The organism is Ruminococcus sp. XPD3002, from assembly GCA_900119535.1.
Lineage (GTDB): Bacteria > Bacillota > Clostridia > Oscillospirales > Ruminococcaceae > Ruminococcus > Ruminococcus flavefaciens_H.
Genome location: FPJT01000014.1, coordinates 59855 through 82762 on the forward strand (window position 1 = coordinate 59855; position 22908 = coordinate 82762).

The following is a 22908-nucleotide window of genomic DNA, read 5'->3' on the forward strand; positions in this document are numbered from 1 at the left end:
TTTTGCTTTACACATAAAATCATTATATCAAATATAAGCTTACATGTCAAGCCGAATATCAATCATATTAACGATTTATCAGCACTGAAAAGAGGCGCACAGTGTACGCCTCACGTTAGTGTTATTTATCTGTCTCTGCTGCACGGTCACGGAATGAGAACAGTGACTGCAATGCCTGTACGAACATTGTCAGGTAACGCAGAAGCGGTTCTGCGATTATCGAGAAATCGATGCACATGAGTATGCATTTCAGTGACATTGCGGAAATGTTGAAGAAGTCGCTGATGAAAACCATACAGAGTATCAGTCCAACGCCGCAGAATATCCATATTCCCCATTTTATGCTGTTCATCGGCTTGCTAATCTTGAAAAGTATCATCATGCCGACTATGCTGAGGAGTATGGTGCAGGCTGTTGTTATGTCGTCCTGCGGAAGGTTGAATATGTTGCCGAAGAGGACCATTGCCGCTACTACTATCGTGTCGGTTATGCCTGCGGGAAGGGCTTTCAGCAGTATATTGGTCATGAACTTGCCTTTTATCAGGTCCTTATTCGGTATCTGTGAAAGGAGAAATGCAGGAAGTCCTATTGTGAACATGCTTATCAGCGAGATGTTCGCAGGCTTCAGCGGATAGCTCAGTCCCACGAATATTGTCATTACAGACATCAGGAGCGAGAATATATTCTTTACCAGGAACAGACTTCCCGAACGCTCCAGGTTGTTTACGACCTTGCGTCCCTCTGCCACAACATCCGGCATCTTCGAGAAATCAGATTCAAGGAGCACCAGCTGTGCAGCCTGTGCAGCCGCATCACTTCCCGAAGCCATTGCCACGGAGCAGTCCGCATCCTTAAGTGCGAGAACGTCGTTTACACCGTCACCCGTCATAGCTACTGTGTGTCCAAGTGCTTTCAGCTCTGCAACGAATTTGCGTTTCTGTTCCGGCGTAACTCGTCCGAATACGGTATAGTTCTTGACCGCTTCACGTATGGCCGCATCAGTTGTGAGAGTCGCCGCATCGATATACCTGTCAGCGTTGACTATGCCTGCCTGACGGGATATCTCCGAAACGGTAACGGGATTGTCTCCCGAAATCACCTTTATTTCAACTCCCTGCTCAGCAAAGTATCGGAATGTGTCGGGAGCGCTCTTTCTTATGGGGTTGCTTAGTATCACGAAGCAGAGCGGTTCGATATCCGCAGTAAGAGCCTTTCCGTCTGGAACTCCCTTGTATCTTGCAAATGCAAGGACCCTGTATCCCTTTCTGCTTCGGCTGTCAATAAGGTCATAGTACTCCCCGAGTCTGTCCCTTAGTATGAATTCGGGAGCTCCGAGCACATAAGCGCCGTCCCTGAGCACTGCACTGCTGTATTTGAACTCGGATGAGAAGCCTGTGTGAGTCTTTACGGGATAGCCTGACGGAGTACGGAAGTAGTTCTTGACTGCCACCATAGTTGCATTGTCCGCCTGCTGTGAGGAAGCAAAGTCGCTGAGCAATTCATCCAGTTCATCATGTATGTCCTCTGATACGGGAAGGACTGACATAACAGCCATGTTATTCTCGGTTATGGTTCCTGTCTTGTCCACGCAGAGAACGTCAACACGGGCAAGAGTCTCTATGCACTTCATGTCGTGAACGAGTACCTTGCCTATAGCAAGACGCATAGCACTTATGGCAAGCGTTGTACTTGCAAGGAGAAAAAGTCCCTCTGGTATCATTCCGAGAACTGCCGCTACCATTGACTGGATACTGCCGTTTACTCCGTCCCCTTCAAGGTACTGACGGTAAAACAGCGTAAATCCTATAGGTATGATTATTATGCCTGCGAACATAACTATCTTGTTCAGCGAACGTATCATCTCGGACTGTTCGCCCTTTTTCGACTTCTTAGCCTGTATGGTAAGCTGTGAGATGTAGGAACGTTCTCCCACCTTTTCAAGTCTTGCACGGCAGCTTCCCGAAACGATGTAGCTGCCTGACATGAGGATATCCCCCGATTTCTTCGTTATCTCGTCGGATTCGCCTGTAAGAAGGGACTCGTTAACTGAAACGCTTCCGTCAATGACTACAGCATCCGCACTTATCTGGTTGCCTGCACGGAAAACCGCCACGTCATCCAGCACCAGATCCTTCGACAGTACACTGACTTCTCGTCCGTCCCTTATGACCGAGGTAACGGGAGCATTGAGCATGGTCAGCTTATCCAGCACCTTTTTCGAGCGAAGCTCCTGTATAATACCTATAAGAGTGTTTGCAACTATTATAGGCATAAACGTCAGGTCGCGGTAACTGCCTGTATATATTACAAGTGCCGCAAGGATCGCAAAAATAAAGTTGAAATAGGTGAATACGTTCGATGTCACTATCTCCCTTACGGACTTAGAGGGAGGTTCAGCAGGTCGGTTATCCCAGCCTTCAAGTATCCGCTGCTCAGCCTGCTGCGAGGTAAGTCCCTTATCGGCATCTGCGAATATCCTTTCGGGCTCAGGTATTACTTCTGGTTCATTGTGTTTTTTCATTGATTATTCCTTTCGTTGAACATTATGTGCCACTCCATGACACGTTCTTTCATTCCGTCTATGTCAAGAACCCCGTAAGCAAAGCCTTTTCTTATGAGTTCCGCAGGCAGGAATTCGTCATATTTCTCGAACAGCGGAACTTCTCCCTTATAAACGAGCTCCAGCGGATCAAATTCCTTCTGCGCTTCCTCTGCAAGGATGCGGAAAAACTCATTTGGACTGACCTTCATTGTGAACTGTATAAAATATGGACGTGAGGAATCCATGCCCCTGAGTCCGAGTCTTTCGCCGCATCTCAGCTTAAGGAATCGCTCCATAGCAAGGAATGCATAGCTTCCAAGCCACGGGAAAAGGCACCACATATCCCCTCCGAGACATACGAGCGGTTCACTTACAACGCCCGAATTACGTGCGGACTGACGAGCCTGTTCAAGTCTTATAACGGCATTTTTCATAAGGTACGGATATTTTTTGTCCTCACTGAGCACCTGTCTCATGCGGAGAAGAATCTTAGTGTTGATATCACCTGCACAGTCCCCGAAATAGGCAGGTACCTTGCCCTTTATCTGCGATACGTATACAAGGTGACGTTTGTGATCCACCTCTTCAACTACCCATACATGTCCCGCAATGGCTACCTTCTCGCCCACAGGCGGCGGACTTACTATAGTGCCAAGCTCCTGAGAATCCCAGCGGACGGTATATTCCTCGTTCTCCTGGAATACCGCATAGAATCTGAAGCTGTTTATTATCCTCTCACCTGCAAGTCCCACTATCAGTCCGCCCTCGTCGGTACGCTGGATGTGGTCGTTTTCTATCAGATGACGGAGAAGGATGCGGAAGTCATCCTGTGTTATGCGGTGGAAGTATTTCAGCGTAAGAACTCTTGCTGCAAGCTGCGGAGGAGTAAGTTCACCGCATGAAGCAAGTGTACTCATAGTTTGGTGGTATAGCAGACTGTATGGAAGCCTGTCCAGTCTCGGAGGTTCTACCCAGCGCTCCTCAAGATAAACCTGCACAAGAGCTATCCCCTGCAGGAGAGTCCACGGAACGGTCTCGGGCAGCATTGAACGCGGTTCGGGCATATCCTCGCGGATAACGAACCACATCTCAGGAGGCAGGTCACGGCGTCCCGTTCTTCCCATTCGCTGAAGGAATGATGAAACGGTAAACGGAGCATCTATCTGGAAGGCTCTTTCAAGCCGTCCAATATCTATTCCCAGTTCAAGAGTAGCTGTAGTCACGGTAGTCTTGAAAACGTCATCGTCCTTCATGGCAGCTTCGGCGGTTTCACGGTAGGCAGCGGACAGGTTTCCGTGGTGTATCATGAAGCGGTCCGCCTCATGGTTAGCCTCACAGTAGGAGCGGAGTGTGGTGGTCACCGCCTCGCATTCCTCACGGGAATTCACGAAAACAAGGCATTTTTTGCCCCTTGTATGCTCAAAGATGTAACCCATTCCTGCATCTGCATTTTGTGGAGCAGTATCCGTTTTCTCATCAAGAACAGGCAAAGCACCCTCTGCCTCCTGTTCCTCATCGGGATTCTGCTGACTGATATAGAAATGCTCCATTGAAAGCCGCCACTTGCTACCTTTAGCCTGTATCCTGGGTATAACAGTTCCCCTGCCTGTACCAGATGCGAGAAATTCTCCCGTAGCTTCAAGGTCGCCTATAGTAGCGGAAAGCCCTATTCTTCTGGGAACGACTCCCGCAAGCTTTGAAAGGCGCTCGATAAGGCAGAGCGTCTGACCTCCGCGGTCTCCGCGCATGAGAGAATGCACCTCGTCTATTACTATGAACCGAAGATCACCGAACAGCTTTGGTATCAGGGCGTGTTTCCTCATGAGCATAGCTTCAAGGGATTCCGGAGTTATCTGCAGTATGCCCGAAGGCTTTTTCAGCATCTTGTTCTTATGAGACTGCGCTACGTCACCGTGCCAGTGCCATACAGGTATATCCGCTTCATCACACAGCTCGTTAAGACGTGAGAACTGGTCGTTTATCAGAGCTTTCAGCGGACCAATGTATATAGCGCCCACAGTACGGGGCATATCCTCAGAGAACAGCGTAAGTATAGGGAAAAATGCCGCCTCTGTTTTGCCTGAAGCAGTCGAAGCCGAGAGAAGTACGTTCTCATCGGTGTTGAATATCGCCTCACCTGCCGCAGCCTGTATCGCTCTCAGTGATTCCCAGTTATTACGGTAGATAAAGTCCTGTATAAACGGTGCATATCGTCCGAAAATATCCATAGCTCTGCCTTTCTGTAGTATAATTGGTCATTATCTTTTTTATTATACCACAGTCCGATGTTTTTTTCAACCGTTCATGAATGTCATCCCTGTATTGTACTATGGCTAACAAAAATTTGCATTTATATAATAAGTGTGATATAATATGTTTGTTACATCTAATGAAAGGCTGGTATTATGGAACAATATAACGTTACAGGCATGAGTTGTGCGGCATGCAGTGCCCGTGTTGAAAAGGCAGTAAACAGCGTTCCCGGAGTCACATCCTGCGCTGTAAGCCTGCTTACCAATTCAATGGGCGTTGAAGGAAGTGCTTCACCTCAGGCTGTGATAGAAGCAGTTCAGAATGCAGGATACGGTGCTTCACTTAAAGGCGCATCTGCTCAGCCTTCGGAGAACGATCCCCTTACCGACAAGGAAACTCCGAAGCTGCGAAAACGTCTCATCGTATCTCTTGTATTCCTTATTATATTAATGTATATATCCATGGGACACATGATGTGGGGATTCCCGCTGCCCTCATTCTTCGACGGCAACCATGTGGCTATGGGACTGGCTCAGCTGCTCCTTGCGGCTATAGTCATGGTCATCAACCAGAAATTCTTTATAAGCGGCTTTAAAAGTCTGATACACCGTGCGCCGAATATGGATACCCTTGTGGCACTCGGCTCAATGGCTTCATTCGTGTGGAGCGTGTACGTTCTTTTCGCCATGACAAGGGCGCAGACCGACGGTGATACGGATGCAGTCATGAATTACATGATGAACTTCTACTTCGAGTCCGCAGCTATGATACTGACGCTCATAACTGTGGGAAAAATGCTTGAAGCAAGGTCCAAGGGAAAGACTACCGACGCACTGAAGGGACTTATGAAGCTTGCGCCAAAAACTGCTGTTACCGAAATAGACGGCAAGGAAGTTACAGTCCCCATAGAACAGGTCAAAAAGGGCGATATATTCCTTGTACGTCCCGGAGAGAGCATCCCCGTGGACGGAGTTATACTCGAAGGCAGCAGCGCTGTGAATGAGGCTTCACTTACGGGAGAAAGCATCCCCGTGGACAAAACTGTAGGAGACAGCATCTCGGCTGCAACTATAAACCAGTCGGGATTCATAAGGTGCAGAGCTACGGAAGTCGGTGAGGATACCACATTATCAAAGATAATAAAAATGGTGAGCGATGCCGCAGCTACAAAGGCTCCTATCGCAAAAATAGCGGATAAAGTATCGGGTATTTTCGTGCCTGCGGTCATAACCATAGCTGTTATAACCACTATCATATGGCTTCTTGTGGGAAAAGAGTTCGGATACGCTCTTGCACGAGGCATATCTGTGCTTGTAATAAGCTGTCCCTGTGCGCTGGGACTTGCAACTCCCGTAGCTATAATGGTCGGAAACGGCAAGGGCGCCAAGAATGGCATACTCTTCAAGACTGCCGAATCGCTCGAAGAAACAGGCAAGATACAGATAGTCGCTCTGGACAAAACAGGTACGATAACAAGCGGCGAACCCGTTGTTACTGACATAGTACCTGCTGAAGGTCACACCGAATCTGAACTCATCAGTCTTGCGTACTCACTGGAAAAGAAAAGCGAGCATCCCCTTGCTGCAGCTGTTGTAAAGCTTGCTGAAGAAAAGCATTCGGAGTTCGGTAACGTTACCGATTTCGAGGCTCTTGCAGGAAACGGACTCCGCGGTAAACTGGACGGAAAAGAAATAACAGGCGGAAGTCTGAAATATATCAGCAGTATTGTTAATGTAGGCGCTGAACTCACAAATACCGCTCATGAGCTTGCAGAATCGGGAAAGACTCCCCTACTTTTCGCTGAAAACGGCAGAACCGCAGGTATAATCGCAGTTGCTGACACTATCAAGGAGGACAGTCCTCAGGCAGTAAACGAACTGCGTAATATGGGCATTAAAGTTGTAATGCTCACAGGTGACAACGAAAAAACTGCCCGAGCTGTTGGCGGTCAGGCAGGTGTGGATAAGGTCATTGCAGGCGTACTCCCCGACGGCAAGGAGGCAGTCATCAGGTCACTGAAGAAGCTTGGCAAGGTCGCAATGGTCGGCGACGGAATAAATGATGCACCTGCGCTTACCCGTGCCGATATGGGAATCGCTATCGGTGCAGGTACCGATGTTGCTATCGATGCAGCGGACATCGTACTGATGAAAAGCCGCCTGAGTGACGTTCCTGCCGCTATACGTCTCAGCCGTGCAACACTCAGGAACATCCACCAGAACCTGTTCTGGGCATTCATATACAATATAATAGGTATCCCACTGGCGGCAGGCGTTTTCATAAAGCTATTCGGCTGGGAGCTGAATCCAATGTTCGGCGCTGCTGCAATGAGTCTTTCAAGCTTCTGTGTAGTTACAAACGCTCTGAGGCTGAATCTCTTTGACATACGCAGCACAAAGCGTGACAAGGCGCTTAAAAATTCTATCAGTAGTCTGGACATTAATGATTCCGACGAAAACGGCAGTGTAATAACGGTAAAAGTCAAAGGAATGATGTGCGAACACTGCGAAAAGCGTGTAAGGGAAGCTCTTGAAGCTCTGCCTGCTGTAACATCTGCGGATGTAAGCCATGAAAAAGGTACCGCAGTTGTTCATTCGTCCGAGGACATACCTACAGTCAAGTTGAAAAAGGCTATCGAGGATGCAGGATACAAGTATATCGGTGTGAAGTAAACTGACGATATAACGGAGGGCAGGATTGTCCTCCGTTTTTTCTCCGAGCTACGTCAACTGTAATTAAATATGCAGTTGACATTTTGACCGTCGACTGCTATAATATACAAGGTGACGCTGAAAGTTCAGCTCTCACATCAAATCAGGAGGTAATTACAATGTCTGAAACCAAAAGTAAATTCACTGTCAGGGAAATGGTGCTCATAGCACTCATGGCAGTCCTCATAGCCGTATGCTCGTGGATATCGATACCCGCAGCCGTCCCATTCACGCTACAGACCTTTGCTGTATTCTGCGCCCTGTCCCTTCTCGGCGGAAAGAACGGCATGTTCTCGGTCATCGTTTACATCCTTCTCGGAGCAATAGGTATCCCTGTTTTCTCAGGCTTCAAAGGCGGACTCGGAGTCCTTCTCGGTTCAACGGGAGGCTATATTATCGGCTTTGTAATTCTCGCAGCTGTCTACTGGGCAGCCGAAAAAATACCTGTATCTTCCGCAAAGGTCAGACTTGTGCTCGATATCTCCGCACTCGTCCTCGGTACTGCTCTGTGCTATGCTTTCGGTACTCTCTGGTTCGTACACGTATATTCGTCCAAGAACGGCGCTATAGAAATGTATGATGCACTGAAATGGTGTGTGTTGCCTTTCATCCCTTTTGACGTCATAAAGCTTGTACTTGCAGTAATAGTGTCCAAGACTGTCAAGACATACGCAAACAAATAATACACATTGCACAAATATCAAATCTTCATTTTATACACTTTTTCTGCGTTTCTTCCATTGACATTATTTAATTAATCATATATAATTAATTTAACGGCAGTTCATGGAATGTTTTTCCATGCTGCAATGGGGGAAAAACTCAATAAATCAAGAATGGAGTGTATACTTATGTTCAAAACTTTGAAAAAAAGTAAAGGGCGTGTACTGTCCGCAGTCATGTCCGCAGTTGTAACAGCAGGTCTCCTTGCTGCATCATTCCCTGTTTCCACTTCGGCAGCTACCACCGTATCGGTAGACACCAAAAAACAGTACCAGACTGTAAGAGGCTTCGGCGGAATCAACCTTCCTGAGTGGATATCTCAGGGCGATATGACCGATGCTCAGGTTCAGAAGGCTTTCGGAAACGGCAACGATGAGCTCGGACTTACAATCCTGCGTATCTATGTCAGCGATGACAGCAACGCATGGTCAAGAGCCGTCCCCACAGCAAAACGTGCTCAGAAACTGGGAGCTACCATTTTTGCAACTCCCTGGAACCCTCCCGCAAGCATCAGAAAAAACGGTGACGGAAAGATCACAGGCGGTAAATATCAGCTGAGAAGCGACAAGTGGGCTGAATATGCTCAGCACCTTAACAGCTATGTAAAGTACATGGAGGGACAGGGCATCAACCTCTACTCCATTTCAGTTCAGAACGAGCCTGATTACGCTCAGGACTGGACATACTGGAGCGCAAGTGATCTTGCAAAGTTCATCGCCCAGTACGGTCAGGCAGTAAAGCAGGGCACAAAGGCAAAGCTCATGTCTCCCGAGAGCTTCCAGTACAGAAAGGATATCTACACACCTATCCTGAACAATCCTCAGGCTATGGCAAATGTCGACCTCTTCGGAACTCACTTCTACGGAACCCAGCGCAATCAGATGGACTATCCTGCTATCGAAAACTGCGGCAAGGAACTCTGGATGACAGAGGTTTACGTTCCAGACAGCAATTCAGATGCTGATAAATGGCCACAGGCTGTTGACGTTGCAGAAAATATCCACAACGGTCTCGTAGTTGGTAACCTCAACGCCTATGTATGGTGGTACATCAGAAGAAGCTACGGTCTCCTTAAGGAGAACGGCAACATCAGTAAGCGCGGATACTGCATGGCACAGTACAGTAAGTTCGTTCGTCCCGGCGATATCCGTATCGACGCTACAGAACAGCCTGCAAACGGCGTTTACGTATCAGCTTACAAGAGCACCGATAAGGTAACTATCGTTGCAGTAAACAAGGGTGCCGATGTTTCTCAGGAGTTCTCTCTCAAGAACGGCGAAAAGATCAAGAACGTTGACAGATACAGAACTACAGGCAGCGAGAATCTCGCCCTCACAAAAAACCTTGAATTCACAGGAAGCAGCTTCTGGGCACAGCTCCCGTCAAACAGCGTTTCCACATTCGTTATCTCTCTTGGTGACGGCAGCGTTACTGTTGATCCTCAGCCTACTGCCGAGCCAACTACAAAGCCTGCTCCCGTTGCAGACGCAAACGGCTACTTCTTCAACAACAACTTTGAAGGCGATACAGCTGAATGGAATGCAAGAGGTACATCATCTATCATGACAAGCGGACGTACAAGCACAAGCGGTTCTGAAGCACTCCTTATACAGGACAGAACTTCTGCATGGCACGGCGCAGGCATGACTCTCGATCCTGATACATTCGAGCCCGGAAAGAGCTACAGCTTCAGCGTTAACGCAGCATTCCTCGACAGCGATGACGATACCGATACACTTTGTCTCAAGCTCCAGTATGAGGATTCAGCGAACGAGCCGCATTACGTTTCTATCGCTGAAAAGACAGCTTCAAAGGGACAGTGGGTACAGCTTGCAAATTCAAGCTTCAAGATACCTGAGGATGCAACAAATATGCTCCTCTACGTAGAGACAGCAGAGTCAACAAACAACTTCTACATCGATGATGCTATCGGCGCAAAGGACGGCGTTGTTATAAACGCTTCACTCCCTGCACCGCCTGCAACAGAGCCTCCTACACAGGCTCCGACAGAAGCACCTACAGAGCCGCCTACAACAGTTGCTCCTACAGAAGCTCCAACTACAGCAGTTCCTACAACAGCTGCTCCGACAGAGGCTCCTACTACAGCCGTTCCTGCTACAGAAGCTCCAACTGAAGCTCCTACATTAGCAGTTACACTCTACGGTGATGCAACATGCGACGGTTATGTTAATCTTGCAGATGCACTTCTGATACTCCAGAACGTTGCAAACGCAACTAAATATCCGCTCACACCGCAGGGCACTGTCAATGCCGACTGTCATACTCCAGGAGACGGAATTTCCGCTCTCGACGCTCTGTCTATACAGCGTCTCGATGCTAAGGCAATTACTTCACTCCCTGATATGGACTAATTAACGTCTGTTATCGGTCATAAAAAACACAACACCGCATGAAGTCTGTTTCAAGACCTCATGCGGTGCTTTTTATACTCTAAAGTTATTCCATATCCTCGCCTTCGGTATACTCGAACTTCTCTTCGCCCTTTACAGCAGCCTTGCTGAACTGTGTCTCGTAAAGCTGAGCGTATACTCCTCCGTCGTCGATAAGGTCGGAATGAGTACCTCTTTCAACTATCTCGCCGTCCTTGACTACGAGTATCTCATCCGCAGCAAGGATAGTAGAGAGTCGGTGAGCGATAAGTATACTTGTACGTGATTCGATAAGGGGTTCAATAGCATCCTGTATCTTCTGCTCGGAAATTGAGTCCAGTGCGGAAGTTGCCTCGTCGAATATCATGAGTGCAGGATCCTTAAGCAATATCCTCGCAATGGAGATACGTTGTTTTTCTCCACCCGAAAGTTTAAGTCCGCGGTTGCCCACGACTGTATCGAGTCCCGTCTCCTGATTTTCAATGAATTCGTAGATATTCGCCTGTTTGCAGGCATTTATCAGTTCCTCGTCGGTAGCATCTGGCTTTGCATAAAGGAGATTGTCACGGATAGTACCGTTGAACAGGTAGGTCTCCTGACTTACGATACCGATGTTCTCACGCAGGAACGCAAGGTCAAGATCCTTTACGTTTACGCCGTCGAAGAGAACTTCTCCGTCGATAGCATCGTACATACGCGGAATGAGGTTTATCAATGTACTCTTTCCCGAACCAGAAGGTCCTACAATAGCGATGCACTTTCCTTTTTCAAGCTCAAAGCTGATGTCCTTGAGTATCTCCCTGTCAGGTTCGTAGTAGAAGCGAACGTGTCGGAACTCCACTTCACCGTCTGCATGGTCGGGAATTATGGCATCGGGAGAATTCTCTATCTCAACAGGCATGTCGTAATACTCGAAAATTCGTGTGAACATCGCCATAGAACGTATCCAGTCCACCTGTATGTTAAGGAGCTGATTTACAGGTCCGTACATCTTTCCGAGAAGTGCCACAAGTACTGTTATCTGTCCCACAGTGACCGTAGAATCGTACTTCATCATAATGATTCCGCCTACGAGGTATATCAGCATAGGGCCAATATTGGTGAAAGTATTAAGTGCCATTCTGAACCAGCGTCCCGCCATGCTCTCACGGATGTTGAGGTTTATCATCTTCTTGTTCACAGCTTCATAGCGAGAGTATTCCTTCTCCTCCATGCCGAAGAGCTTTACAAGAAGCTGTCCGCTTACGGACATAGTTTCGTTGAGAATGCCGTTTATCTCGTCACTGCAAGCCTGAGATTCCTTGGTAATGGACCACCTCGTTTTGCCTGCACTTCTTGTAGGGATTGTGAACAGCGGTACGATTATCACTCCGATAAGGGCAAGGATCCAGTTCTCACGGAACATGACCACAAGTGCCACAACAAGGGTTATGCTGTTGGAGATGATACTCGTGAGAGTGCTTGTGATTATCTGCTGAACTCCCGATATATCGCTGGTCATACGTGTTATGATGTCGCCCTGATTGTTTGTAGTAAAGAACCTCTGGGACATCTTCTGAAGGTGCTTGTACATGGTATTGCGCATGTCAAAGGTTATATGCTGAGCTATCCAGGTATTAAGGTAACTTTCAAGTATGCCGATAAGGTTTGCGGCAAAGGTAACGACGAATGAGAGTATGATATACTTCACAAGAGAGCTCATGCTTCGAGCAATGAGTCCTTCGTCGATGATCTTACCTGTCAGCACAGAAGGCATCAGCGTCATTACCGATGAAAACAGTATAGCTAAAAGTACAAGTCCGAACTGCTTCCAGTAGGGCTTCATATAGCTGAAAATACGCTTAAGCAGCGCTTTTGTTACCTTTGGTCTGTTCTTTTTTTCCTCGTCCGTAAGATATCCGGGACCGAGTCTTCCTCCCGGTGGAGGCATACCGATCACTCCTTATACTGATTTGCGGAAAAGCATAGTTTTCTGCGTGATACTGACCTTTAAAGCGGTCATAGCTATGTTATATTATACCACTCTGAACTGATAAAGTCAATAAACTGTTTCGACGCACTAATAAATAAATCATTAAAATATTACTATACTATTGACATTTGTTGAACTTTATACTATAATAGTGTCAACAAAAGCTTTATTCATTTAAAGCTTTACAGGTTTAACAATAAAAAGAAAGGACGTGTTCATCATGAACAACATGTCAGGCGGCTCACAAGCCGCTACTTTCGTGATCCTTGCAATTTACGTCGCAATAATGGTCACGATCGGTCTCTACACTTCAAAGCGCACTAAGTCCACAAACGACTTCATGCTTGGCGGACGTAACGTAGGCTCGTGGCTTACAGCCTTCTCCTACGGTACAACTTATTTCTCGGCCGTTGTATTCATCGGCTATGCGGGACAGTTCGGCTGGAGCTACGGTGTCTCAGCAACATGGGTAGGTATAGGCAATGCCATTATCGGAAGCCTTATCCCCTTCTTCCTCATCGGAAGACGTACCCGTCTTATGACTAACCACATCGGCGCCAAAACAATGCCTGAATACTTCGAGAAGCGTTTCGACTCGCAGTCACTTAAGACCGCTTCCGCACTCATCGTATTCATCTTCCTCATCCCCTATACCGCATCCGTATACAACGGTCTTTCACGTCTCTTCGGCATGGTATTCGACCTCGGAGAGAACGGCGGAACTTACATAATAATCGCTATGGCTGTCCTCTCAGCTGTATACGTTATGCTTGGCGGATACAAGGCTACAGCTCTCAACGACTTCTTCCAGGGCATCATAATGCTTATCGGTATCGCTACAGTAGTCGGACTTACCATCCAGAAAAAGGACGGCTTCTCAGCAGCAGTTGACGCCCTCAACATCATCCCAGATGACAAGGGCAATACAGGTACACTCGGTTCTCTATTCGGACCTGATCCCCTTAACCTCCTTGGAGTTGTGCTCCTTACATCCCTCGGTACATGGGGACTTCCCCAGATGGTACAGAAGTTCTACGCTATCAAGGACGAACAGGCTATCAGGAAGGGTGCAGTTATCTCCACTATCTTTGCTTTCGTAGTTGCAGGCGGTTCTTACTTCATGGGCGGATTTGTACGCCTCTACTGCTCGCTTACAGAAAACGACGGAGACAAGGCTTTCATCGAGACACTCAACGGCAGACCTGTCTACGATACAATGGTCCCTGCACTTCTTCATCAGGCACTTCCGAATATCCTCATCGGTCTTGTAGTTGTACTGGTTCTCTCAGCTTCACTTTCAACCCTTTCTTCACTGGTACTTACTTCAAGCTCCACACTCACAAATGACCTCATAAAGCCCCGTGTAAAGAATTTCAGTGACAAGACTCAGATGACTGTTATGCGTGTGTTCATTGCAGTATTCCTTGTTATCTCAGTCATCATCGCTTGCAATAAGAACGCTTCTATCTCAACTCTTATGTCCTACTCATGGGGCGCACTTTCAGGTGCATTCCTCGGTCCATTCCTCTATGGTCTGTTCCTGAAAAAAGCAAGTACAGCTGCATGCTGGGCAAGCTTCTTCACAGGTCTCTGCATCACAGTTGCTCACATGTTCCTGTTCAGCATGAACATAGAAGCTTTCAGCGGTATCAGACAGGCAGTTATCGACATGAAATGTCCGCTTAACCTCCTTTCTCCTATCAACGCAGGTGCTTTCGCTATGATCCTTTCACTCATCATAGTTCCTATAGTAAGCAGCTTCACAAAGGCTCCCGAAAAGAATGTAGTAGACAACGCCTTCAGCAGTCTTTCAGCAAGCAAGTAAATTAATGTCTGCTCAACAACTTAAAATCGGCTATCTCAGCTTGTTTTAGCCGATTTTAAGTTGTCAAAGTGCAAGAAAATTTTATAACATAGAAGAATTTTCCTGCACTTTGTTTTGCCCGAAAGGGCAAAATGAGCTTGACATAAAGAAATGCGACGCGCAAATTCAATAATTTATGAAGAATTTGCGCTCCCCGAACAAAGTTCGGGGTAATAACCGCCTTTAGGCGGTTATTGAGTACACATTAAATTATAAAACCAACATCCCCGTATAATAAAGGGATGGCGGTGATATAGAAGATTTAAGCCATAGTATTTCCGATGTGTGTTCAGAAGTACTATGGCTTCTCTATTGACTGTACATGAAGGTTGTGCTATAATTGTTACTAATATAAATCGGAATTTATCAAGCTATCTGCTAAAGAAAGGATGAGGCAGTGACTATGATTGAGATTTCCTATCTACAGATGTTTTTTTTTATAACTCTCATTTGGATAATTGTGCGATTCATAATTGCGATCAGATTCAAGAAGTTTTCGGTAAAACGAGAACTACAGATGCTTCTTGTATACATATGCCTTGTAGTTATTGCAAGATTTGTATACTTCCCGTTACATTTTGTTGATGGAAAAATAGGTACACTAACGATTGGATTTTCAGAGACACCGTCTGACATGATAAGTTTAATCCCGTTCTTTTTTCTCTTTGACAGATATGATGGATGGCTTATCAATATTATCGGGAACATAGCAATGTTTATACCTGTAGGAATAGTATGGCCTATCTGTTTTCGCAAGCTTGATAATATCAAAAAAACAGTGTTCGCAGGGATTTGTTTTATTATCTTTATTGAGCTGTCCCAACTGCTATGTCCCGAAAGGCATACAGATATTGATGACATAATATTAAATACGAGCGGTGTTATGATTGGGACGTGTGTCATATTTGCTATACGAAAAGCCACAAATTCTGATTTAGCTTAGTAAACGAATAAAACACAATGCCCCTGATTGCTTTACAAGGCTCAGGGGCAAAATTTATATATGTGTATCTGTATTAACCATTCGGGGATGTTTTCTTCTCACTTCACCGTATACATCATTTTCAAGCGCTCCGCTTCGTTGCGGTCAAAACCGAATTTCTTATAAAATGGTATCTTGTCGGGCATAGCGCAAAGCTCCACAAATATCCTCGTACCGCTTATGCCGTTGTCGTTCACGAATTTCAGCAGCTCATTTATTAGAAGGCGTCCTATCCCCTTTTTCTGATAATCGGGATGAACGATAACGTCCTTGATATAGTAATCGAGTCCCATATCGCCTATCATTCTTGCCATTGCAACTATTTTTTCACCGTCAAAAACCGACACACGGAAAAGAGTATGCTCCATTGCAAGTCTCGTTTGCTCCAGTGTGGGACCATTTCCCCATACCGATTCCCAGAGATATATGAATTCTTCCGCTGTCAGTTCGTTGTGCTTTATTACTAATCCATCCATTTTTACCACTCCTTTACTGTATTATGTTATATCTATTATAAACCCGATGAACTCCTATGTCAATCTCGGTAAATATAATTAAATCAATAAAATATATTCTTCTTCACTGATTCTCTATTGACAAACTTCCGAAAATGGTGTATAATAATTCTGTTATCGAGGTGTGGCTCAGTTTGGTAGAGTACTACGTTCGGGACGTAGGGGCCGCAGGTTCAAATCCTGTCACCTCGACCAAAACTTAAACCGCTTGAATTCGGGATAATACCGATATTCAAGCGGTTTTCTATATGTAGATCAAGTGATATCCGTATCTGTACATATGTCAAAAATCGGATCATCCTCATAGTTTTTATACTTCAGACACTTGAATTGTTGATTATCATTTTTTTCAGTTTGATGAAATCAAATGCGTTGATATTAACTTCTTTATACTCAGTAGCCTGATTTGATGCTATAAGATCGGAGTTGAACCAGAGAATATCCTTCTCTTTGCCTACAAGATAATTCTGAAGCTTAACGGCATCTGCTATAGAAACGTCATTATCGCCGTTAACATCACCTGTAAGAATATTGTGTTCTCTCATACTCTCGGGGATCACATCAACAAATTGTTCGGTGTAAAAAACATTTGCATACTGACAATAAGCAGCATCGGGGACGTATACTTTGCATCTGTAATTATCTGCTTCAGCGTCCTCACCCAGTAAACCGACGTATAAAGTTTCATCCTCATCAACACCTATCGGATCCAGATAGTTTTCAAAAAGCTTAGTATCAGCTCTTTTGAATGTTATTTCTTCGAGCGCTGAACATCCTGTGAACGGCTGATTGATTTTTATAACGCTTTCAGGAATCGTAATATTTTTTATTTCCTTATTGCCTGCAAAAGCATTTTTTCCGATGATCCGCAGTCCCTCGGGCAATATCAGAGCTTTAAGGCTGCAATTTTTAAATGCATTGTCCTCGATTTTCTCCAGACTCTCAGGAAGGATAACTTTTTCGATATCACAGTTTTCAAATGCTTTCTGTTTTATAACTTTTACGCCGTCGGGGACAGTGAAGGTATCCTCTGCATAATTCTCAGGAAAGCTCCAGAGTTCATCTTTATCAGGAGAAAGAATTATCGAATCGGCTATATCTGCTATCGGGGCATCTGCATCAAGGGTTTCAAATTTGATATCGTTCTTCTGAGCATATACCGCAGCATAGGAATTGCTCTTTCCGTATATTATAAGATCACTGCAATCGGTAAAACCTGTGATTTCAGTTACACTTTCGGGGATAACAGCTTTTTTCAGTGCAGAACAACCCGCAAATGCGTTGTCGATCTTTTCAAGTCCTTCCGGGAAAGCAACTTCTTCAAGAGAAGTACATCCGCAAAAAGCGTTTTTAGAAATAGTTTTTAGTCCGTCGGGGAAAGTAACGGAAACAAGTCCGGTACAGCCGTTGAAAACTAACGAAGAGATAACTGTTACCTCATCAGGGACGGTAAATGAAGTTTCACCGTTGAGTTTTACGTAATAAAGCTGTCCGTCTGAGATTTTCCATTCAGCTTTGGTTGATTCAGCAGGAGCTTCAGATGTTATCTCTGTATCCTGCAATGGTTCCTCGGCGTAAACGCCGAAAGGTACTGCCGATAATGATATTGCAGCAGCTGCAAGTAAAGATAATAATCTTTTTTTCATAGTAAGACCTCCTAAATTCTTTAATCATTTATTTTCAGTTTTATTCTAACATTTCCCCTCCTTTATAAAATATTATCTTTATAAAAGCATTTATCTGCTTCTATTACTTAGTCTTTTCAGAACGAAAAAAGTCTCACTTTTTACAGAAATTATTTGGTTTTCTTTTATGTAATTTAATAATTCCTCTGCTCTTATCTAACCATGCGAAGACTTTTTCATTTTTAATCCTCCATTCAAGTTAATGAATTGACCATATTTTCCGCTTCTTGATAATCCAAACCCAGCGATGTATAGTTAAAAATAAATTTGTCCGAAACATACAGTGCCCTGTATTGATTATCTTCCATACTAATTAAATATGGTTTACCATTAATTACTTTTTCTTCAACATTGCCTTCATCTGATGGAAGACCTACATTGCCACCATGAACATTAAACACATATATCATACTAACACGCACATCACCTTTATCTAACCAAATCGTCAATCCATTATATTGATAATCTAATTTGGTTAATGCAAATCCTTCCGGTAAATATTTAATGATCGGAGAAGATATATCGTATTCAGCACATTTGGTTTTGATTTCGCTAAGGATCTGCTGAGTTTCTTTTCTGTCCTGATCCATATGGATAACTATTCCACCGTCTACTACCTCATAGAGCTTTGGGAACATCTTAACATCAAAGGCATACGCTATGCCCTGATTTAAAACAACCACTGCTACTAAGCAGGCAGCTGCTGTAGAAAGGGTTTTTATCACCTTCCTTCTTTTGGGAACTTTATTATCCAGCTTTGCAAGTATAGCCTCTGTACTGCGCTTAACATCTTCTTCTGAGGGGGTATATTCTTTGATATCTGCTATTGCATTTGATAGTTCTATTATCTTACGCTCGTCACGATTTTTCATCGTTTTATTCAGTTCTTCATCAAGCTCTTCGTTCAATTCACTTAGTATTTCATCATCAAGATCAGCAAGCTTCTCAATAAATTCGTTTTTATCCATAGCTTAGTCCTCCTTCTTAAAAAATAATCCTGTCATTCTAATAACTTTTGCAATTAATCTTCAAGTGAATTGCCATTAAGACTTTTATACAGTTTCTTTTTAATTCGTGATACTTTACATTGCAGAGCTATAAGTGTCATTTCGTTCTTAGAAGCGAGTTTTTCTTTTTCTTCTTTATCCTTACAACATATGAACGCTATAAGAAGAGACGCTTCATTATGTGGAAGATGCTCGTATATCGATAAAATCGGGCTATCAGCATTCAAATTATTGTCTTGTATGATGTCAGCGTAATCATTTATATCGATATGATTGTTCGTATTTTTTCTTTTATATTCCATTATTTTCTTCTCTGCCGTTTTTAATAGCCAACCAAGTATTCTGTCAGAATATAATAATCTGTTACGCTTTCCGAGAAATGTTAGAAAGGTTTCCTGTGTACAGTCTTCGGCAGCACTGCTATTGTGCATTTTGGAGAAGCAGAATAAAAAGATATCATTATAGTATTTCTCTATTATTATTCCGCATAATTCCTTTTCTATCAACTTCTATTACCTCCGTTTCTGCAGAAAAAACCTCTAATTTATCAAGGATCTTATTTTTCCTTTTCGTTATTTCTTCTTCTGATAGCCTTAATTCTTGAATGTCTCCGATGGCGGTCAGTAATATTAGTATTTTTTTATCGTTCCAAAGTTCAAATGGTTGTTTTAATTCTTCATCAAGTGAATGGTTCAGGTCAGTTAGTAAATCATTTTTATAGTTGCTTATCGTTTTTATGTATTCATTGTTGTTCATATTCCCACCTCCCGGGATTCTTCTTTTGAGTTGTTATTTACCTGTTTATATAATTATGTCAGATTTTGTCGATTTTTTTCATCTGCACATCAAACTTCGTATGATTGCACAAAATCCAGAGTGTGTTATTGTGCAATGTATAATGTCAGGTGATTATAAATTTCTTTTTATTATTAAACCTGAACAGGCAGCAAGTTCCTATCATAAATATACTGAATAAATGGATATTCGTCAAGAAAAAGATTTTTACTCTAATAATATCAGCTGAACTATAAATGAACGCCTATGCTTCCTTCATAACCATGACATTAATAATAGCAAAAAATCTCTCCCCTATTTAAATGGAGAGAGATTTTTAATATTCGGCTATTGACACACTACGACATTAGAGATATAATTATATTAACAAGTAACACTTCACATACAAACAAATAAACATAGATCCTAAGCAACACAAAAATCTTTTTAAACTTCATTGTCGATACGGTCAACACTTTCAATAACTTACAATTAGACTATCCTGTATAATAAACTCCAAAAAACTTCATTCAACTATTTTTGAAAACTAAAATACTCCATAGAATTAATTGAACTAAAATGGAGTTGCACAGACGGGAGGCAGTATTATTCAGAAGAAAGCGAAAGAGATCGTAACAATAAAACAGAATGTCCGACTTCACAAATTGTCGGAACAACAGGCAAGCGCTTCTCATTATACGAATTAAAGAACAGCCATAAAGCTGTTTTTTAATAATAAATATTTATGGAGGAATTCTATGAAACTACTCAAACGTTTTGCAACAGCTATCCTATCCGTCTCCATTATGACAGGCATATCATCTGTCGGAGAACCGCTACGTCTGAAAGCAGATGCAGCCAATGGCGCTGTAAGCTACAGACAAGCCCTTAACAACTGGGATTCAAAATTCACCAGTGAAATGCGAGATCTTAGCAGGGATTACTACTGGAACAACAAAGATGGCGGTACCTATTCTCATAGTGCCTGTGATCACAGCAGATACGGCACGAAAAACTGCAACAGTGTTGATTACCATGCAGCATACGAGTATAAGGGCCAGATCTATCAACAGGCAAACGAAAAAAATGAGCCGTCAAATCAGTGCTTCGGATTTGCCTATAAGCTCGCACAGCACTTCTGGGGTACAGATTATTACATCCGCCGTAAGACGAATAATTCATACACAGATCCTAAAGTTGGTGATAATGTCCGTCTCAATTTCACAGCAATGGATGCTAACGGCAAAGAACGCAATATCGGACACAGCATATTCATTACAGGCATCTCGGGCTCTGATATTACGTTTGCGGATTGCAATGCCGATCTGAACGATTGCAAGATACGCTGGAAAGCGTCTGAATACTACGATTCTTTCGAGGTTGTAAACGGCCGTTCCAAAGGTAAGAATATGGTCAAAGTCACAAAGGACTATCTTAAATCTCATACAGAATATTATTATCGTCCGATCATAAAAGGTGATTTCAACAGCAATGACAGGATCGATAGCTCCGATGTCAACCAATTCAAATCCTATCTCAAATATGGCAATACGGGCAGCAATCCTACGGAGATGTACGATATCAACAGTGACGGAAAAATAACAGAGGCAGATTATACTCAGCTGCAGTACTATGCTAACCTTTCTTACGTAGACGGACACTTATTCGGCACCGGAAGTGTAGACGAATACTACACTGACAGATACAATATCGACGATGGGTTTGTTTATGAAAACGGTATATATGAATCCAACGGTGACGGCACTGCTGCATTCGTCAAACCGTTTTTAAAGGAGACACAATCCTTTATCGTTCGTTCTTCTGTAAAGGACAGCAACGGCAGATCGTATACTGTAACCGATATCGGCGGAGATTACCAGGGCCCTGTGAAAAATATGGGCGGAAAGCTGAAAAGTATAGTGGTTCCGAGCACCATAAAAAGGATCAAACCTTTTGCCTTCTGCAATACGCCACTGCAAAAGTTTATATTCAACGGAAACAACTCGAACCTGAGAACTATTGATGGTTGTGCATTCTACAACTGCGCTAATCTGCAGTCTCTTGATCTGAGATACTGCCCGTATCTTTCATCTATCGGAGATTCTGCGTTCTCAGGCTGCAATTCTCTTCAGTCCATCAATCTTCCTTACGGTATCAGCACGATCACTCTCGGTAAATACAGCGGTATTTTCGATTCCGGAAAGGGCAATAAGACAACCATATATGTCAACAACCTCAAAACCAGCATCACCCCTTCAAGCAATTACCAGCTGCTGAAGTTCTATGGAAATAATGATATTCAGCTCTGGAGGTCCGGAAAAATATCTCTTTGCGGTAAGATCTTCAAGGTGTATGATAATGACAGACTGATTGCACGACAGGCATCGACTTACGGTACGCTTCCTGCTCCGCAGTAAATAACAGGCATAAAGAAAATGGTACAGCATAATCAACGGAATTGATCTTCTTTTTGATCTCAACATACATCAGATTACTTCTTTGAGGAATACACTGTACTTCGGCGGAATTGCAAGAAGCATATGTATGTGATCCGGACATGCTTCTGCTTCTATTATTTCTACTCATTTTTGTTCACATAACCTTCTTAGTATCTTTCCTATATCAGTTTTTATCTGACTATAAATCAACATTCATCTATACTTCGGTGCAAACACTATATGATACTTGCAATTCCACTTGGAATGTGCTAAACTATTTATATCGTCTCGTTTCATGACGATACCTCCTTTGTTATTTTCAGTTTGGTTGGCAGACCATTACTATTATAACATGGGAGGTTTTCTTTTTCTACTCATAGCTAAAGCTTCTTTGAACCCCTGGCAGAGCCGGGGGGCGGGATACAAAAAGAGGAAACGCCAAAATTTCGACGTTTCCTCTACTTAGGAATGGCAGGGGCAGAAGGACTTGAAGCAAATGGACATACGCTTCGATTTGCCTATATTTCGGGAAGTATGGGGCGCTGAATTACTTCCGTGTGAAGTTCGTGTGAAACAATAATTCAAGCAGCACCATCTGTTTTTTCAGTGCGAGAGCTCCTTATAGTTGCATACATATATTCGTCAAAAACCTTAAGGCTATCACGAATTCTTTGCTTGGGAGTTCTTATGTAGATGCTATCAAGCACTTTTGAATTAGCCCATCCGCCAAGTCTTTCGAGGACTTGCTTTTCAACGCCGAGTCCGTTCATAGTCGTTGCGAACTGAGCTCTTAGATCATGAAAGGTCATTTGCAAACCATGCTTCTTGAGGAGTCGGTCGTAACGACGTTTCAAGGCACCATAATTCTCGCTGATAATGAAGTCATCTTCATTTTTATGAGGAACTTGCTGTATGAGATTGTAAATGTAGTCCGGAATCGGAATATCGCGCGTTGATTGCTCGGTTTTATTACGATTCTCAACAACATCATGACCATTAATACATACTTTTGCGCGTCTGATGCGAATAAATCTGCTGCCGTCCTCTTCGTA

15 protein-coding genes, 1 tRNA gene and 1 pseudogene are annotated in these 22908 nt (G+C 43.8%); 7 read left to right on the forward strand and 10 right to left on the reverse strand.

Going from position 1 to position 22908, the window contains the following annotated elements; genetic code table 11:
* Positions 1–121: 121 nt before the first annotated feature.
* Complete coding sequence (locus BT127_RS12435) at positions 122–2521, reverse strand: cation-translocating P-type ATPase (protein ID WP_075425312.1); 2400 nt, start codon at positions 2519–2521, stop codon at positions 122–124.
* Positions 2518–4770, reverse strand: a complete 2253-nt coding sequence (locus tag BT127_RS12440) for a DEAD/DEAH box helicase (RefSeq protein ID WP_075425313.1) — start codon at positions 4768–4770, stop codon at positions 2518–2520. The genes BT127_RS12435 and BT127_RS12440 overlap by 4 nt, the downstream gene beginning before the upstream one ends.
* 177 nt (positions 4771–4947) lie before the next feature.
* Between BT127_RS12440 and BT127_RS12445 the strand changes: the two genes are divergently transcribed.
* From BT127_RS12445 to BT127_RS12455, 3 genes are all read left to right on the forward strand, one after another.
* The gene (locus BT127_RS12445) at positions 4948–7467 is read left to right on the forward strand and encodes a heavy metal translocating P-type ATPase (RefSeq protein WP_075425314.1); all 2520 of its coding nucleotides are present in this window, start codon (positions 4948–4950) and stop codon (positions 7465–7467) included.
* 158 nt (positions 7468–7625) lie between these two features.
* The gene (locus BT127_RS12450; RefSeq protein WP_075425315.1) at positions 7626–8189 is read left to right on the forward strand and encodes a biotin transporter BioY; all 564 of its coding nucleotides are present in this window, start codon (positions 7626–7628) and stop codon (positions 8187–8189) included.
* Positions 8190–8357: 168 nt separating this feature from the next.
* Positions 8358–10601 (forward strand): carbohydrate binding domain-containing protein, encoded by a 2244-nt coding sequence (locus tag BT127_RS12455; protein WP_075425316.1) that lies wholly within the window; start codon positions 8358–8360, stop codon positions 10599–10601.
* A gap of 85 nt (positions 10602–10686) precedes the next feature.
* Here the strand turns inward: BT127_RS12455 and BT127_RS12460 are convergent, their stop codons facing one another.
* Entirely contained in the window at positions 10687–12549 is a 1863-nt protein-coding gene (locus BT127_RS12460) for an ABC transporter ATP-binding protein (protein ID WP_075425317.1), read from the reverse strand.
* 271 nt (positions 12550–12820) lie between these two features.
* Between BT127_RS12460 and BT127_RS12465 the strand changes: the two genes are divergently transcribed.
* Entirely contained in the window at positions 12821–14416 is a 1596-nt protein-coding gene (locus BT127_RS12465) for a sodium:solute symporter family protein (RefSeq protein ID WP_075425327.1), read from the forward strand.
* A gap of 556 nt (positions 14417–14972) precedes the next feature.
* A complete protein-coding gene (locus BT127_RS12470; protein WP_318257243.1) occupies positions 14973–15398 on the forward strand; it encodes a VanZ family protein in 426 nt (141 codons plus the stop codon).
* Between the two features lie 98 nt (positions 15399–15496).
* On the opposite strand, the gene BT127_RS12475 is transcribed toward BT127_RS12470, so the two are convergent.
* A complete protein-coding gene (locus BT127_RS12475) occupies positions 15497–15913 on the reverse strand; it encodes a GNAT family N-acetyltransferase (RefSeq protein WP_075425319.1) in 417 nt (138 codons plus the stop codon).
* 157 nt (positions 15914–16070) lie between these two features.
* On the opposite strand from BT127_RS12475, the gene BT127_RS12480 reads away from it, so the two are divergent.
* Positions 16071–16147, forward strand: a tRNA-Pro gene (locus BT127_RS12480).
* 122 nt (positions 16148–16269) lie between these two features.
* Here BT127_RS12480 and BT127_RS12485 read toward each other — a convergent pair.
* From BT127_RS12485 to BT127_RS12500, 4 genes are all read right to left on the reverse strand, one after another.
* A complete protein-coding gene (locus BT127_RS12485) occupies positions 16270–17598 on the reverse strand; it encodes a leucine-rich repeat protein (protein WP_075425320.1) in 1329 nt (442 codons plus the stop codon).
* A gap of 233 nt (positions 17599–17831) precedes the next feature.
* Complete coding sequence (locus tag BT127_RS12490) at positions 17832–18605, reverse strand: DUF4367 domain-containing protein (RefSeq protein ID WP_075425321.1); 774 nt, start codon at positions 18603–18605, stop codon at positions 17832–17834.
* A gap of 53 nt (positions 18606–18658) precedes the next feature.
* On the reverse strand, positions 18659–19150 hold the full coding sequence (locus BT127_RS12495; protein ID WP_075425322.1) for an RNA polymerase sigma factor: 492 nt from the start codon (positions 19148–19150) through the stop codon (positions 18659–18661).
* Positions 19104–19400: a hypothetical protein gene (locus tag BT127_RS12500; RefSeq protein ID WP_075425323.1), complete on the reverse strand. Its 297-nt coding sequence runs from the start codon at positions 19398–19400 to the stop codon at positions 19104–19106. The genes BT127_RS12495 and BT127_RS12500 overlap by 47 nt, the downstream gene beginning before the upstream one ends.
* Positions 19401–20176: 776 nt before the next feature.
* Between BT127_RS12500 and BT127_RS12505 the strand changes: the two genes are divergently transcribed.
* Complete coding sequence (locus tag BT127_RS12505; RefSeq protein ID WP_075425324.1) at positions 20177–21835, forward strand: leucine-rich repeat protein; 1659 nt, start codon at positions 20177–20179, stop codon at positions 21833–21835.
* A 90-nt stretch (positions 21836–21925) separates the two neighbouring features.
* On the opposite strand, the pseudogene tnpA reads toward BT127_RS12505, so the two are convergent.
* Positions 21926–22153, reverse strand: a pseudogene (gene tnpA / locus BT127_RS16335) (IS200/IS605 family transposase); the annotation flags it as partial.
* Positions 22154–22437: 284 nt separating this feature from the next.
* On the reverse strand, positions 22438–22908 hold a 471-nt coding region (locus BT127_RS12515; RefSeq protein WP_175541967.1), incomplete at its 5' end, for a tyrosine-type recombinase/integrase.